Below are 14,599 nucleotides of genomic sequence, written 5' to 3'. Positions count from 1 at the left end.
TACTGTACCGTTATTATATAAATTGCAACTATATGGAAGTAATAATGTCATGAAAAGATTTTGACGTATATGGTTTCATTGTGAAAAAGCTAAAGGATGCAAAGAAAAGATGGGGACAATTTGTTTGTGGTTTTTTGATTTAGAAACAGAAAGTGGATGGGGAAGTAGATATTAACTTAATGATGCATCTAAGCAAACGTACTATTAGATGAATCATTAAGTAACAAAGGAGCTGGGTATTTTCATGCGTTGTTATCTGTGTTTAGTGATAGCTTTTGTTGCTCTTTTAATTTTTCAGGAGTCACGTCATTTCCTAAAGGATCTAATATTTTTAATCCTGTAACAGTGGTGTTGATTTGACCGCGAATAATTTGAAGATACTCCTCGCGTAATTCTGTGCGCTCATTTAATTCTGTTTTTGTTAAACTTTCTTCTTTTTGTTTTTTAGCTAATTCATTAATTCGATTTAAAACTTCAAGCATTGTTTTCTCCGCCTTTCTTTTTTGTATTATTCGATTAGATTGTAGTTTTGCATTATGATTATGGTTGCTACCATCATAGTTTCGTTAATAGTGTTTATCGTACTTTTATTCCTAAAGTACGATAAACACTGTGATTAAAACTCGCCATTCCAAGACGTTACTTCATCTACAGTTAATCGTACTGTTGGGAATCCTGGCTCTTTTGCTTTGCCTAATGCAATCATTAAGACATCAGTTAAGTTTTCTGGAATGTTAAATGCTTTGCGGAATTCTTCAACGTTATAGCCAAGCATTGGGACTGTATCGTATCCTCTCGCTTTTGCAGCAAGCATACATTGCATAGCTAGCAAACCACCGTCAAGCATTTGCCATTCTCTTTTTCCTTGTTCGCTTACAGGTGCATAAAACTCACGAATACTGTTGTTCAGTCTGTTTTTAATTTCTTCTGTCATGAATCCAGCAGCTACTGCACGTTCATTCACTTTATTGATATGTTCGAATTCATGGGCATTATTTTCGCTTTAAATTACGATCATAGCGGATGCTTCTAGCACTTGTGGTTGATTTAAAGCAACTGGATGAAGTTTCTCTTTTAAGTCTTGATCTGTAATTACCATGAAACGCCATGGGTTTAAGTTGGAACTACTTGGTGCTAGCATTGCTTCTTCTAAAAGTTCTTTAATTTCTTCATCAGAGATTGTAACTGAAGGATCATAAGAGCGAACGGAACGGCGCTCACGAATCACATCATAAAAATTTGCAGTACGATTTTCTTTTTTCATTTTAAAATACCTCCACTAATTTAATGCTCTGTTATAAGTTGCTTACATGCATCATTATGGTATAGTACAGATATTATGAAAAGTACGCACTTTTCCGTGATATAGACACCATCTCGTGACATAGGCACGAGAAAGTGCCTATCAAAATACAGAAGGAATTTAATATGAAAAAAGAGTATAACAATAGAATTGAAGTCGTTTTGGATGTGATCGGAGGTAAGTGGAAATCCCACATTTTATATCATTTAACAAGCGGACCGACAAGAACGGGTGAGTTAAAACGATTGGTAACTGGTATTACACAAAAAATGCTTACTGAGCAATTGAAAGAGCTTGAAAAAGATGGGCTTGTGTCTAGAAAAGTATATAATCAAGTACCACCGAAAGTTGAGTATTCTCTTACAGAACAGGGAGAATCATTAAAAAAGGGTTTGAAGGTGCTTTGCGATTGGGGAAGCGATTATATTAAGCATAAATATCCGAATGGTGAAGTAATCGTGAAAGAGGACGATCATATATGATTTAACATTTCTGTAAGTATAATTTTGCTATAATGAATAAGTACTTACACGAAGGGGAGCTAAAAGAGAAAATGAAGTCATTTAATATCGATCATTATATAGCTAGCGTTTTACAGTGGATATTAAATATAGCATTAATCATATTATCCATTGTTTTATCGATTTTTTTAATTAACGAAACAATTACTTTTATTCAATACATATTTTCAGCGAAGAAGTATACATCTTATAAATTAGTTGAGAGTATCATCGTCTATTTCCTATACTTCGAGTTCATCGCATTAATTATTAAGTATTTTAAGTCGAATTATCATTTTCCGTTACGTTATTTTATTTATATCGGAATTACGGCGTTAATTCGTTTAATTATTGTGTCTCATGAGGAACCAATGGAGACGTTATTATATGCGGGATCCATTCTTGTTTTAGTTATTGCTTTATACATATCGAATATGAGAGATTTGAGAAAAGAGTAGTGCAGACATAAGTTTGCACTACTTTTTGCACCTTGACCTTCAAGTTACTTGAAGGTTTACAATGTAATTAGGGCGTTTGAAATCGAAAAAAATTGAGAAATTAAGTGAAGAGGTTATTTTACTTGGAGGTTATAGAAATGAGTCAGGAATTGAAATTACGTCCTTTAGAACGGGAAGACTTAAAGTTTGTACACGAACTTAATAATAACGCGCATATTATGTCGTATTGGTTTGAAGAGCCTTATGAAGCATTTGTGGAGCTGCAGGATTTATACGATAAACATATACATGATCAAAGTGAACGCCGTTTTATCCTGGAGAAAGATAATGAGATGGTTGGATTAGTCGAATTAGTAGAAATCGATTATATTCATCGAAGAACTGAATTCCAAATTATTATTGATCCGAATTATCAAGGACATGGTTATGCAGCGGAAGCGACGCGTTTAGCGATGGATTACGCTTTTTCTGTATTAAATATGCATAAACTTTATTTAGTTGTTGATAAAGAGAATGAAAAGGCTGTACATGTTTATAAAAAGGTTGGATTTATCGTGGAGGGTGAGTTACAAGACGAGTTTTTCGTTGATGGTAACTATCATAATGCGATAAGAATGTGTATGTTCCAGAAGCAATATTTTGAAAATAAGTAGTTGAATTATTTGGAAGTAATCTTGACGCTTCATAAAACCGTATGCTAAAATCCCTTTTAAGTATTAAGGAAGGTGCAGAACATGCTTTATATAAAATTTGTAAAACTCATTAGAAAACTTTGCTCCGCACAAATGTATACGGTGAAGCGTTGTACGGAGCTTAATCAAGGGGTATAAATCCCCGATATTCATCGGCTGAATAACTTTTCTAAAAAAGTATAGTTTATCTATGCTTATTTGGTTTTGGTTTTTAGCTGATGTATAAAATAGATTAAGGGGCCATAGACAATGCTTTGTCTATGGCCCTTTGTGTATATTATTCCGATGAGTTTTTACAATAAATTGGAGTAGTATAGGAAAAAACCACGAAGCAGAGGGCTAGTGTCGAATGACGCTATCTCTCTGCTTTTTTTAATTTCAGGAAAAGAGGAATACGAATGAGTTTACTTAAAGTTGAAAGTTTATCACATAGTTTTATAGATAAAGCCTTATATGAAAATGCTTCTTTTGATTTGCATAAAGGAGAACATATGGGGATTGTTGGACAGAATGGTGCGGGGAAAAGTACGTTAATGAAAATATTGATTGAAGAAATAATTCCTGATAAGGGAGACATAAAGTGGCAGCCTAATATTCAAATTGGGCATCTTGATCAATATGCAGAAATTGATGGAATTTATACCATTTCACAATATTTAAAGAGAGCTTTTTATGATTTGTTTGAAATGGAAGATAGAATGAACAAATTGTATGAAGAAAGTGCTATGACAGGTGATCCTGACAAATTGTTAAAAGCGGCCGCATATCAAGAACAACTTGAGGCTCGTGATTTTTATTCGGTAGATAGCACAATTAATAAAATTGCAGCTGGCTTAGGTATTGATGCTATTGGCATGAATCGTATAATCGCTGAACTAAGCGGGGGACAACGTGCAAAAGTAATTTTAGCGAAGCTTTTATTAGAAGAGCCTAATATTTTATTACTAGATGAACCGACGAACTTCCTTGATAAAGAGCATGTGGAGTGGCTTGCTAATTATTTAATGAATTTTGAAGGGGCTTTTATTGTAGTGTCACATGATTTTGATTTTCTGGAAAAAGTGACTTCTTGCATCTGTGATGTAGAGTTTGGAACGGTGAAGAAGTATTACGGAAAATACTCAGATTTTGTAAGACAAAAGGAGCATTTGCGAAAAGATTATATTCGCCAATATCATGCACAACAAAAGAAAATTGAAAAAACGGAAGAGTATATTCGTAGAAATATTGCTGGAGTGAATTCCAAAATAGCGCAAGGACGTAGAAAGCAGTTGCAACGTATGGAAAGAATTGCGCCACCAAGTTTTACTTATAAACCGTCTATTCATTTTCGGGAACTTCCTATTTCAGTTCAAACAGTTCTTGAGGTAAATAACCTTGAAGTTGGTTATGACTTTGCTCTCTTACCAAAATTGAATTTCTCAGTAATGGGTGGGCAAAAACTTGTTATTACAGGGTTCAATGGAGTAGGGAAATCTACTTTATTAAAAACAATCGTTGGCACTATTGCTAGTATTTCTGGAGAATTTCACTTCTCAGAGCAAATAAAGATTGGATATTATGAACAAGATTTAAATTGGAGCAATGATTCTTTAACGCCGCTTCAAATTATTTCAGAACAGTTTCCTAAACTGAATATGAAGGAAATACGTCATCATTTAGCTGCGTGTTGTGTGAAGGATACTCATGTTTCGCAAGAAATTCATACGTTAAGTGGTGGTGAACAATCGAAGGTGAAACTGTGCGGATTATTATTATCACCGTGTAATTTTTTAATCTTAGATGAGCCGACGAATCATTTAGATGCAGAAGCGAAGGAATCTTTGCAAAAGGCATTAATTCAGTTTAAGGGTAGCATCATACTCGTATCTCACGAAGCACGTCTGTATCATGATTGGGCAGATAGTATTTTCAACATAGAGAGCGGTTTAATTGAGGAGAGTAAAAAAGATGATAAATGATAATGATTGGAAAGTGAAAATAATAATGTTTTTGACCGCTCAAACGATTTCGTTGTTCGGTTCATCTCTCGTACAGTATGCGATCATATGGTATATCACCCTTACAACATCATCAGGAGTGATGTTGACCATTTCAACTGTTTGCGGTTTTCTACCACAAATTGCGATATCTTTATTTGCTGGTGTGTGGATTGATCGTTATGACCGTAAAAAGATGATTATGTTATCGGATGGGATTATAGCGATTGCTACGCTAGTTTTGGCAATTTTATTTTTAACAGGATATAAAAGTATTTGGATGTTTTTTATAGTATTACTCATTCGCTCAGCTGGTACAGGGGTACAAACACCGGCTGTGAATGCGTTAATCCCACAAATTGTTCCGAAAGATTATCTTATGAAAGTAAATGGGATAAATAGCAGTATTACATCTATAATTATGTTTCTTTCTCCAGCAGTAAGTGCTGCAATTCTTTCTATTGCCAGCATTGAAACGACATTTTTTATTGATGTTATTACGGCTATAATCGGAATTAGTATTATGTTTATCATTCAATTTGAAGGACATGTGAATGTAGAGAGTAAGCAAAAATCTAATCTACAAGGTATAAAAGAAGGATTTGTTTATTTAAAAGAAAATGTATTTATTAAAAGGCTACTCGTTTTATTAATCATTATCATGATTTTAATAAGTCCAGCTGCCTTTTTAACACCTTTAATGGTAACTAGTTCCTTCGGAGCAGAAATGTGGAGACTTACTGCTAGTGAGATGACCTTTAGTGCTGGTGCAGCAGCTGGTGGCGTACTGATTGCAGCGTGGGGTGGCTTTCGTAACCGCATGCAGACAACTGCACTAGCTTGTGCATTGTATGGACTGCTTATGGTTGGACTCGGGAGTGCACCAATATTTATTATGTATTTAACATTTAATTTTTTAATTGGTATAACAATGCCCTGCTTTAATACACCAGTTAACGTGCTATTGCAGGAGAAAGTAGAGCCTTCTATGCACGGGCGGATGTTTAGCCTTGTACAAATTGCAAATTCATGTGCTTTGCCTTTGGGGATGATTATATTTGGTCCTTTGGCTGATGCGTTTAGTGTAGAAATTTTGTTAATTTATGCGGGGATATTCGTACTATTGTGCGCAATTTATGTTGTATTAAGTAGGAGATTTGAAGTGTAAATATTTATGATTTAAAAGGTTTGTGAGGCAATTTAAGATGCTTCGTAGACCTTTTTCACTTCACACAAGTCAACAATTATTTATCGTTAAACAATAAATAATTGTTGACTTGTAATGTGGTTGAATTTATTATGATGGTAGTAAGAATAGTGAAAAGGAATACAGAAAATTAATTATGAAATTGAAGGGGAATATATTATGAAAAACAAATATTTATTAGCGGCTAGTCCGATGTTTTTAGGAGTGTTATGTATAATTATGTTTAATATAATTGGTTCGGAAGTGAAGCCGGATGGAACTTTAGTGGAACCATTTTTCTTAATTCCATTAGCCTATTTATTTGTTTTTACTGGAATTATTGCGATTTTGTTCATGGCTATTTTCTCGATGCTTCAAAAAAAGAAAGCATGCTAAAGTGAAAAGACCGTATATTTACGGTCTTTTCGCTTTAGTATGGAGTAGGAAGCGGGGATCCTGGTGGTCTCCACCAAGATTCAACGGTTTTCCAAGCGGTGTTATAATCGTAACCTCTTCCAAGTAAGTAGCCGATAGCGACAGCTTCGGTTAATGCGTGTTGATAGCCGAGATGAGCAGCTTCACGTAATCCGTGAGAAACAGCAGGACCAATTATAGCGATTGTTTGGTGTTTTAGTGGATTTTGGGGATGCCAATGTTGATCTCGATAATAGTTATCTTGAGTAAAAGGCTGTTGTTCGTAGAAACTCATATTCTCACTCCTTTTCATATATTTGTGGGCATTTATATACTCTATGAAGGTGTTTGATGTATGGGTTGGGCTAAAAACATGTTTTATGTAAATTTAAAACACTTGCATTGTATGTGAACATAACATATAAAAGGAATTCATTCTGTATAAAAAGTGAGCTGAATAATGATGAACCATCATTTTTACACTGGAAGACAAGTAGGTCCGGCTATTACACTGGCCGGGGCACAGGGGACAATTCAGGCAGTGCATCAGGCTATTCAGATGCAACAACAAGCGCAGGTAGAGCAAATGATGCAGAGTCAGCATATACCGTATACACAGCCTCCGATGCAAATCGTACATTATAATGTGTATCCAGCTGGTTTATTTTCAATTCCGTATGGTGCAACATACTTTTTATGAAAGAAAGCGACTGATAAGAGTCGCTTTCTTTTTTATATTCCGCCTAACTTCATCCCAAGGAATGCGAATGTGATACCGATTATATAAGTAGTGCTTAAATATAGAAGTAGTACGCGATAGTTTTTACGGTTGAAAAGCTGAATGGATTCTAATTTAAACGTTGAGAATGTAGTAAAGGCACCCATGAATCCAGTACCTAATAATAGTTGCCAACTTGTAGTTATCCCTTTGCCAATTATATATCCGAGTAAAAATGCTCCCGTTATATTAATGAGAAATGTAGCAATGGGAAATGAAGTGTTGTTTCTTTCTTTAAACCAATTGCTAATCGCAAATCGTGTGATGGCACCGAAGAATCCGCCGACTGCTACTAATAAAGTGTTAATCATGATTTTTCACCTTCCCCAAGGCGTTTTTGTAGTGAAAGATCACCAAGTTTATAGCCAAGTCCAGACATAATTAGACCACCTAGCATGCTGCATAATACATACAAAAAGGCGATACCTAGCTCAGAATGATTGATTAGTTTTACAGTTTCGACGCTAAATGTTGAAAACGTCGTAAATGAACCGATAAAGCCGGTTCCAATCCCTGTGATAACTTCGGAAGGTAAGATGTTTAACCGAGCGATATAGGTGGTCAACCAAGCTAGTAAGAAACAGCCAATTAAGTTAATCATTAATGTAGCGAATGGTAATGAATGATGCCAAAACATATCGATAGTAAGGCCTAAATAATAACGAGAAAGGGCTCCTGATATACCAGCTATGCCAACAATAATATATATCAATTTCTTCACCTCTCTAATAGTTTATTCAAAAAAATAGACTCCTACCAGTGTACATACTGGTAGGAGTCATTAGCTAATTCGCGGTTATGGCGAACTCCATCGCCTATAAGTTCTATGTATAGTTTACTAAATATTATTTTGGATTGCCAATAAATATGTTAATGAGAAGTGTTGAAAGGAGGATCTGTATATTCTTTGAATCTGCAATTTCTTCACAAGCTCACCTTCTTAAATGTTTATGATTGAATTTTAAGATGATTATATTAAGAGATGTAATAATTATTTATTAACTAAATATAATGATATAAAGTTTTTCTTGTGATAAAATATTTTGTATGTCTTTAATGTGTTTTTAGTTTACTGAAAATAAAGAAAAATTAGTTGATATTTTACAAAAAGGAGTCATTTATTTTGAAGAAATTTTTAAAGATAGTATTAATATTTATTTTAATAGTGGCCTGTATTCTAGGTGGATTTTTAGCGTATATGACACTTACAAAAGAACAGCCGGCTGATGTTATAAGCTTGAAGGTGGAAAACAATAGGGAGCGCGTAATTGCGCTTGGAAATGAATTTAAAGTTACAACATTTAATATTGGATATGCTGGACTAGATAAGGATCAAGACTTCTTTATGGATGGGGGAAAAGGGTCTGGTTCAAGTAGTAAAGAACAAACGGAAACTAACTTAAAGAATATGCTTTCGTTTTTACAAAATGAGAATAGTGATTTTGCGCTATTACAAGAAGTAGATATAAAATCAATGCGATCATTTGATGTAAATGGGCATGAATTTTTGAAAAAAGGACTGCCTGATTATACTTCTTCGTTCGGAAAGAACTATGATACAAAATGGGTTCCTGTACCAATCACAAGTCCAATGGGATATGCTGAAGCTGGATTAAGTACATTTTCTAAATATACGGTTCAAACAGCGAAGAGATTTCAGCTTCCTGGAATGGAGCCGTGGCCAAAGCGTTTATTTGATTTAGACCGAGCGATTGTTGAACATAAAATTCCTGTTAATAATGGGAAATTTGTTAGACTCGTAAATTTACATTTGTCTGCTTATGATGAAGGCGGAAAAATTAGAAAGCAGCAAGTGGAGTATTTAAAAGAATATATGAACAAGCATTATAAAAATGGTGATTATGTAATAATGGGCGGAGACTGGAATCAATTAATTTCTAACGCTCAGTTAAGTGATCCGAAGTTCGTGAAAGAGCGTCCTGAGTGGTTAGTAGAGTTACCAAAGGACTTTACTGATGGTGGCTTTAAGTGGGCTGTAGATCCGTCTGTTATGACTGTGAGAGATGATGTGAAGAAATATGTGGAAGGTGAAAATTTCGTCACGATTATTGATGGCTTTATCGTTTCACCGAATGTTGAAATTGTAAATGTACAAGGGAAAGATTTGAAGTTTGAAAATAGCGATCATAACCCAGTGAGTGCGGTATTCAAGCTGAAGTAATCGATACGTATGAGTAGAAGGTGGGGCTTCATATATGGAGTGGTTAAAGAGAACTTGTTTTTCTAACCTTGAGAAAGAATCACAGAAAAATCATTTATTGCTATTTATCACGATGTGTAGTTTCTTCCTTGGGATAATCGCGATTGGGTATTACGGATATATTTTTACAGAGAGAGCAATAGCATTTTGGATGTGTGGTATTTCTATCGTAGTATTTGGAACGCTGCTTACTTTTATAGAAAGTATGGAAGCAATGTATAAATACATCATGACATGTATGCTACTTATTATGTCTTTCATTATGGTACAAGCATTTAATGAAAGCCCAGCTGTATTTCAAATGGTCTATTTTACATTAGCGGTTTCACTTATTTATTTGAGTGAACGTCTTATTTTAATTCTTGGCGGGTTAGCAGTTGTTGTTACATTTATACTTTGTAGTTATTGGCCAAATCAATTTTTTGCGTATACAGCGTCATCTGAAGCTGCAAATTTCGCAAGCTTGTTAGCGATTGTAACGATTGCAATGTGGGGTGTAACGAAGATTGGTTCTAATCTGTTGGCTCGTTTAAGTGATGAGAAGCAAGCGGTGATGAAGAAAGCTCAGGAGTTAGAAGAAACGCAAAGGCTTATTGAGAGAACAGTTGTGAAACTAGATAGTAATTTCAATCATTTAAGACAAAATATGAATACATCGATGGAGTCAATGAGTGAAATTAACTTTGCTTTTGAAGAAGTAGCAGTGGGAACCCAATCGCAATCAGAGATGATGTCTCGTTCAGTAGAAGTATTGAATGATATGGAGGGAAATATTGAACAAATCATCTCTCAAGTAAGAAATGCTTCGATTCGTGTTGATGAAAGTTTAGAAATTTCAAAGGGTAGTGTAAGTACTTTAAGAAATTTTGAAGCTAACATGAGAAGTTTAAATGATGTTGTTTCACAATCAGGAACTATATTTAGAGAATTGATGACACAATCGAAACAAATTAATGAAATTGTAGATGTAATCACGAATATTTCAAGTCAGACGAGTTTGTTAGCTTTAAATGCAAATATTGAGGCTGCAAGGGCAGGCGAGCATGGAAAAGGTTTTGCTATTGTAGCGAATGAAGTATTAAAGCTTGCTGAAGAATCGAATCGTTCTGCGGGGAGAATTCAAGGGATTTTGAAGGAGTTTAGTAATCAAGCAAGTAAAGTAGAAGTGCAGGTAGAGAAGTCAGAAAGAGTACAAGAAGAATGTAACGAAATGTTAGCAAGTGTTTTGACGAATGTAACGGATTTAGGGAAGTTTATTGATGCGATTAATGATGTAATGAGGGAGATTGTTGGTCATCAAGAAAGTTTCCAAGCTAAAACGACGAATATCGTAAAGGACGTTACACATGCTTCTAACGTAATTCAACAAACTTCTGCAGCTACGGAAGAAGTGTTAGCGAGTGTTGAAGAAGAAAAGCATCGAAATGATACATCGGTGAAGACGTTACATACTGTTAGCGAGCAAGTGAAGTTGCTAGAAGATATTTTAGAAAAGTAATATCTCTTAAAAAGGGTACACCATGTGTGCTCTTTTTTCATTTAAATGAATACTTGATAGTAATTTAATTGCTTTTCTGCGCGTTTTCTGCCAAGCTTAAGGAGATAAACTGAGACTTTAATTAGTGGGGCTATACGCTACTGATTATTAGTTGAACCCCGCAAATAGCGGAATAAAATACTTCAAAGAAAGAATTATATAGGTGACGCATATGATCGAAGTTAAGACTTCTGAACTTAGTGATGGAGAATTTAATAGAGGGGTATTTGCAACTCGTGATATTAAAAAGGGTGAGTTGATTCACTCAGCACCAGTTATCTCTTATCCGAATGAACAGCATGAACACATTGAGAAAACGTTACTTGCTGACTACGCATTTGAGTATGGGGTAAATCATACGGCATTCCTGTTAGGATACGGCATGTTATTTAATCATGCATATAATCCGAATGCAACGTATGATATTGTCTTCGAGAATCATACGTTTAACTTCTTTGCTTACAAAGATATAAAAGCGGGAGAAGAGATTCTAATCAATTATAATGGTGAAGTTGATGACGATGAGCTATTATGGTTTGATAAGGAAAAAGAAGAGAATGAAAAATAAGTTAAAAAGTATAGAAAGGGCACATTCTGTGGGATGTGCTCTTTTTTTATTGATGAAAATAAAGTAAAGATTACAAAAAAATACCACTTTTCTTTCGTATGGTATAGTAAGATATTGAAGGGTATTACTTTGAAAAGCCTATATATTTTACAAATTGTTGTCTATATGGTTACATGTCAAGTTTAGTAGCCCATTTGGGTTGCTTTATTATGCGATATATATTTTAATATGAGTGGAACCTCTTATAATTTAAGAGGTTTATAGGTGTGCTTTATGTACACTGTATTCACCACGTTAGCTGTTGTTTTGTAATGCATTTTTATGTGGGGATATTATGGACCCGTATATAGCGGGATAAAAAGATTATAGAAATAGAGGAATCGTAAAATGGATATGCACGAGGTTTATAAATATTTAAGTACAGTATTGCCTGAAGGTCATGTGAAGCAAGATGAAATGTTAAAGAATCATACGCATATTAAAGTGGGCGGGAAAGCGGATGTGTTCGTTTCTCCTACGAATTATGATGAAATTCAAGAAGTTATAAAGTATGCGAATCAATACAATATTCCAGTTACGTTTTTAGGAAACGGCTCTAATGTTATTATTAAAGACGGTGGTCTGCGCGGGATTACAGTAAGTTTAATTCATATTACAAATGTTACTGTAACAGGGACAGCGATTGTTGCGGGGTGTGGTGCAGCAATTATTGATGTGTCACGAATTGCATTAGATCACTGTTTAACAGGACTTGAGTTTGCTTGTGGTATACCAGGTTCAGTTGGCGGAGCGTTATATATGAATGCTGGTGCATATGGCGGTGAGGTTGCATATGTGCTAACAGAAGCTGTCGTAATGACAGGTGATGGAGAGCTACGTACTTTAACGAAAGATGCATTTGAATTTGGATATCGTAAGAGTGTATTTGCGAACAATCATTACATTATTCTTGAAGCGAGGTTTGAACTTGAAGAAGGTGTGCGTGAAGAGATTAAGGAAAAGATGGATGATTTAACGTATAAGCGTGAATCAAAACAACCTTTAGAGTATCCTTCATGTGGCAGTGTATTTAAGCGTCCACCAAATAATTTTGCGGGTAAGCTTATTCAAGAATCAGGACTGCAAGGTAAGCGAATTGGCGGAGTTGAAGTTTCTTTAAAACACGCTGGATTTATGGTGAATGTTGATAACGGAACTGCACAAGATTATATCGATTTAATTCATTTCGTACAAACAACTGTTGAAGAAAAATTCGGTGTGAAATTAGAGAGAGAAGTAAGGATTATTGGAGAAGATCTACAGTAATCTTTGAATAAAAAACGTATAAAAGTATGAATTATTTCGAAATAACATTTGGTTATTGTTGACAATTTGATTTGGATTCAATATAATGGCTAATAATTTAACAAATAAAATATACGTTGAAAGAGCCCAGTAGCAGTTTGTCACTGTTATCAAAGAGAGCTAGGGATTGCTGGAACCTAGCACAAACAAACTTGTGAATTACACTCTGGAGTATCTTAGGTAACGCTAAGCGGACTAGCAATCGATATTATTGCTAAGAGTGGTATGAATAGCTATGCTATTTATGCAAACTGGGTGGTAACACGGTGAATAATCGTCCCTATGTCTATTGTAGACATAGGGGCTTTTTTGTTTTCAAAAAAATAAAGGGGATGACAAAAGATGAATATTATTGATGAATTAGAATGGCGCGGTGCTGTGAATCAGCAGACAGATGAAGAAGGTTTACGTAAGTTAGTAGAAGAGAAAAAGATTTCACTATACTGCGGAGTTGATCCGACTGGTGATAGTATGCATATCGGACATTTGATTCCGTTTATGATGATGAAGAGATTCCAATTAGCTGGTCATCATCCGGTTATTTTAATTGGCGGGGCAACAGGAACAATTGGTGATCCAAGTGGACGTCAATCAGAGCGTCAACTGCAAACTTTAGAAGTGGTGCAGCATAATGTAGATGCGTTAACAGCGCAAATGAAAAAGCTATTTGACTTTGGCGGGAATAGCGAAGTGAAGATGGTAAATAACTATGACTGGACACATAAAATAAACATTATCGAGTTTTTACGTGATTACGGAAAAAACTTTAGCATAAATAGCATGTTAGCGAAAGATATTGTCGCAAGTCGTTTAGATACAGGGATTTCTTTCACAGAATTCACGTACCAAATCTTGCAAGCGATGGATTTTCATCATTTATACACAAAAGAAGATGTTCAATTGCAAATTGGTGGTAGTGATCAATGGGGAAATATTACGAGTGGTTTAGATTTAATTCGTAAGTTAGAAGGTCATGAAGCGAAAGTATTCGGATTAACGATTCCATTATTATTAAAATCAGATGGTACGAAGTTTGGTAAATCAGCAGGTGGTGCTATTTGGCTTGATCCGGAAAAGACAACACCGTTTGAATTTTACCAGTTCTGGGTGAATACAGATGACCGTGATGTAATTAAATACTTGAAATACTTTACGTTCTTAACGAAAGAGCGAATTGATGAATTAGCAGCGAAGGTAGAAACAGAGCCTCATAAACGTGAAGCACAAAAAGTATTAGCGGAAGAAATGACGAAATTCGTTCATGGAGAAGAAGCATTTTTACAGGCGGTGAAAATTACAGCAGCGTTATTTAGCGGAGATATTAAGTCGTTAACAGCTGATGAAATTGAACAAGGCTTTAAAGAGATGCCGACATTCCAATCTTCAAAAGAGACGAAAAATATCGTAGAGTGGCTAGTTGATTTAGGAATTGAACCTTCTAGACGTCAAGCGCGTGAAGATATTAATAATGGGGCTATATCTATGAATGGTGAAAAAGTAACGGATGTGGGTACAGATGTTACTGTAGAAAATTCATTTGATGGACGATTCATCATTATTCGTAAAGGGAAGAAGAACTACAGCTTAGTGGAATTAGGAGAATAGTTCTTGTGAAAGAG

16 protein-coding genes, 1 pseudogene, 1 riboswitch and 1 other annotated feature are annotated in these 14,599 nt (G+C 35.0%); of the genes and pseudogenes, 12 read left to right on the top strand and 5 right to left on the bottom strand.

What is annotated here, in order from left to right; all coding sequences use genetic code 11:
- Positions 1-242: 242 nt before the first annotated feature.
- Both MHH59_RS25475 and MHH59_RS25470 read right to left on the bottom strand, forming a co-directional pair.
- A complete protein-coding gene (locus MHH59_RS25475) occupies positions 243-482 on the bottom strand; it encodes a DUF896 domain-containing protein (protein ID WP_033729536.1) in 240 nt (79 codons plus the stop codon).
- 134 nt (positions 483-616) lie between these two features.
- A pseudogene (locus MHH59_RS25470) lies at positions 617-1,264 on the bottom strand (nitroreductase family protein).
- Positions 1,265-1,428: 164 nt separating this feature from the next.
- On the opposite strand from MHH59_RS25470, the gene MHH59_RS25465 reads away from it, so the two are divergent.
- The 6 genes from MHH59_RS25465 to MHH59_RS25440 all read left to right on the top strand — a co-directional run bounded on the left by MHH59_RS25465 (position 1,429) and on the right by MHH59_RS25440 (position 6,514).
- The gene (locus MHH59_RS25465; protein WP_016121030.1) at positions 1,429-1,785 is read left to right on the top strand and encodes a winged helix-turn-helix transcriptional regulator; all 357 of its coding nucleotides are present in this window, start codon (positions 1,429-1,431) and stop codon (positions 1,783-1,785) included.
- Between the two features lie 71 nt (positions 1,786-1,856).
- Entirely contained in the window at positions 1,857-2,261 is a 405-nt protein-coding gene (psiE, locus tag MHH59_RS25460) for a phosphate-starvation-inducible protein PsiE (RefSeq protein WP_002129862.1), read from the top strand.
- 137 nt (positions 2,262-2,398) lie between these two features.
- A complete protein-coding gene (gene speG / locus MHH59_RS25455; RefSeq protein ID WP_016096564.1) occupies positions 2,399-2,914 on the top strand; it encodes a spermidine N1-acetyltransferase in 516 nt (171 codons plus the stop codon).
- A 437-nt stretch (positions 2,915-3,351) separates the two neighbouring features.
- Positions 3,352-4,914: an ABC-F family ATP-binding cassette domain-containing protein gene (locus MHH59_RS25450; protein WP_201057035.1), complete on the top strand. Its 1,563-nt coding sequence runs from the start codon at positions 3,352-3,354 to the stop codon at positions 4,912-4,914.
- The gene (locus MHH59_RS25445; RefSeq protein WP_078177989.1) at positions 4,907-6,100 is read left to right on the top strand and encodes an MFS transporter; all 1,194 of its coding nucleotides are present in this window, start codon (positions 4,907-4,909) and stop codon (positions 6,098-6,100) included. Before MHH59_RS25450 ends, MHH59_RS25445 begins: the two co-directional genes overlap by 8 nt.
- Before the next feature lie 198 nt (positions 6,101-6,298).
- Complete coding sequence (locus MHH59_RS25440; RefSeq protein ID WP_078175877.1) at positions 6,299-6,514, top strand: DUF3955 domain-containing protein; 216 nt, start codon at positions 6,299-6,301, stop codon at positions 6,512-6,514.
- Between the two features lie 34 nt (positions 6,515-6,548).
- Here the strand turns inward: MHH59_RS25440 and MHH59_RS25435 are convergent, their stop codons facing one another.
- Positions 6,549-6,827, bottom strand: coding sequence for a hypothetical protein (locus MHH59_RS25435; protein WP_002144954.1), 279 nt, complete (start codon positions 6,825-6,827; stop codon positions 6,549-6,551).
- A gap of 165 nt (positions 6,828-6,992) precedes the next feature.
- Between MHH59_RS25435 and MHH59_RS25430 the strand changes: the two genes are divergently transcribed.
- Entirely contained in the window at positions 6,993-7,232 is a 240-nt protein-coding gene (locus tag MHH59_RS25430) for a DUF3947 family protein (protein WP_078175878.1), read from the top strand.
- Positions 7,233-7,264: 32 nt separating this feature from the next.
- Here MHH59_RS25430 and crcB (MHH59_RS25425) read toward each other — a convergent pair whose 3' ends face one another.
- Together crcB (MHH59_RS25425) and crcB (MHH59_RS25420) are read right to left on the bottom strand one after the other, a co-directional pair.
- Positions 7,265-7,621, bottom strand: a complete 357-nt coding sequence (crcB, locus tag MHH59_RS25425; RefSeq protein ID WP_002144957.1) for a fluoride efflux transporter CrcB — start codon at positions 7,619-7,621, stop codon at positions 7,265-7,267.
- On the bottom strand, positions 7,618-8,022 hold the full coding sequence (gene crcB, locus MHH59_RS25420) for a fluoride efflux transporter CrcB (protein ID WP_078175879.1): 405 nt from the start codon (positions 8,020-8,022) through the stop codon (positions 7,618-7,620). The genes crcB (MHH59_RS25425) and crcB (MHH59_RS25420) overlap by 4 nt, the downstream gene beginning before the upstream one ends.
- A 53-nt stretch (positions 8,023-8,075) precedes the next feature.
- Positions 8,076-8,135: riboswitch (Fluoride riboswitch) on the bottom strand.
- 298 nt (positions 8,136-8,433) lie between these two features.
- Here crcB (MHH59_RS25420) and MHH59_RS25415 point away from each other — a divergent pair.
- The 5 genes from MHH59_RS25415 to tyrS all read left to right on the top strand — a co-directional run bounded on the left by MHH59_RS25415 (position 8,434) and on the right by tyrS (position 14,585).
- Positions 8,434-9,492 carry an endonuclease/exonuclease/phosphatase family protein gene (locus tag MHH59_RS25415; RefSeq protein WP_201057033.1) on the top strand — a complete coding sequence of 353 codons (1,059 nt, stop codon included), beginning with the start codon at positions 8,434-8,436 and terminating at the stop codon, positions 9,490-9,492.
- A 34-nt stretch (positions 9,493-9,526) separates the two neighbouring features.
- Positions 9,527-11,029 (top strand): DUF4077 domain-containing protein, encoded by a 1,503-nt coding sequence (locus tag MHH59_RS25410; protein ID WP_340852668.1) that lies wholly within the window; start codon positions 9,527-9,529, stop codon positions 11,027-11,029.
- A 211-nt stretch (positions 11,030-11,240) separates the two neighbouring features.
- The gene (locus MHH59_RS25405; protein WP_000573650.1) at positions 11,241-11,636 is read left to right on the top strand and encodes an SET domain-containing protein; all 396 of its coding nucleotides are present in this window, start codon (positions 11,241-11,243) and stop codon (positions 11,634-11,636) included.
- A 387-nt stretch (positions 11,637-12,023) separates the two neighbouring features.
- Positions 12,024-12,941, top strand: a complete 918-nt coding sequence (gene murB, locus MHH59_RS25400; protein ID WP_002143700.1) for a UDP-N-acetylmuramate dehydrogenase — start codon at positions 12,024-12,026, stop codon at positions 12,939-12,941.
- A 107-nt stretch (positions 12,942-13,048) separates the two neighbouring features.
- Positions 13,049-13,265: a binding site (T-box leader), on the top strand.
- Between the two features lie 57 nt (positions 13,266-13,322).
- The gene (gene tyrS / locus MHH59_RS25395; protein ID WP_002129849.1) at positions 13,323-14,585 is read left to right on the top strand and encodes a tyrosine--tRNA ligase; all 1,263 of its coding nucleotides are present in this window, start codon (positions 13,323-13,325) and stop codon (positions 14,583-14,585) included.
- The last annotated feature ends 14 nt before the right edge of the window (positions 14,586-14,599 follow it).

Source organism: Bacillus sp. FSL E2-0195 (assembly GCF_038003645.1).
GTDB lineage: Bacteria > Bacillota > Bacilli > Bacillales > Bacillaceae_G > Bacillus_A > Bacillus_A mycoides.
Note: the sequence above shows the minus strand (reverse complement) of the source record. Positions and strands in the feature narration are given on the sequence as shown.

Excerpts from the sequence above, each read along its gene's own strand:
- MHH59_RS25475 (WP_033729536.1), bottom strand. The coding sequence starts at position 482 with ATGCTTGAAGTTTTAAATCGAATTAATGAATTAGCTAAAAAACAAAAA.
- MHH59_RS25465 (WP_016121030.1), top strand. The coding sequence starts at position 1,429 with ATGAAAAAAGAGTATAACAATAGAATTGAAGTCGTTTTGGATGTGATC.
- psiE (WP_002129862.1), top strand. The coding sequence starts at position 1,857 with ATGAAGTCATTTAATATCGATCATTATATAGCTAGCGTTTTACAGTGG.
- speG (WP_016096564.1), top strand. The coding sequence starts at position 2,399 with ATGAGTCAGGAATTGAAATTACGTCCTTTAGAACGGGAAGACTTAAAG.
- MHH59_RS25450 (WP_201057035.1), top strand. The coding sequence starts at position 3,352 with ATGAGTTTACTTAAAGTTGAAAGTTTATCACATAGTTTTATAGATAAA.
- MHH59_RS25440 (WP_078175877.1), top strand. The coding sequence starts at position 6,299 with ATGAAAAACAAATATTTATTAGCGGCTAGTCCGATGTTTTTAGGAGTG.
- MHH59_RS25435 (WP_002144954.1), bottom strand. The coding sequence starts at position 6,827 with ATGAGTTTCTACGAACAACAGCCTTTTACTCAAGATAACTATTATCGA.
- MHH59_RS25430 (WP_078175878.1), top strand. The coding sequence starts at position 6,993 with ATGATGAACCATCATTTTTACACTGGAAGACAAGTAGGTCCGGCTATT.
- crcB (WP_002144957.1), bottom strand. The coding sequence starts at position 7,621 with ATGATTAACACTTTATTAGTAGCAGTCGGCGGATTCTTCGGTGCCATC.
- MHH59_RS25410 (WP_340852668.1), top strand. The coding sequence starts at position 9,527 with ATGGAGTGGTTAAAGAGAACTTGTTTTTCTAACCTTGAGAAAGAATCA.
- MHH59_RS25405 (WP_000573650.1), top strand. The coding sequence starts at position 11,241 with ATGATCGAAGTTAAGACTTCTGAACTTAGTGATGGAGAATTTAATAGA.
- murB (WP_002143700.1), top strand. The coding sequence starts at position 12,024 with ATGGATATGCACGAGGTTTATAAATATTTAAGTACAGTATTGCCTGAA.
- tyrS (WP_002129849.1), top strand. The coding sequence starts at position 13,323 with ATGAATATTATTGATGAATTAGAATGGCGCGGTGCTGTGAATCAGCAG.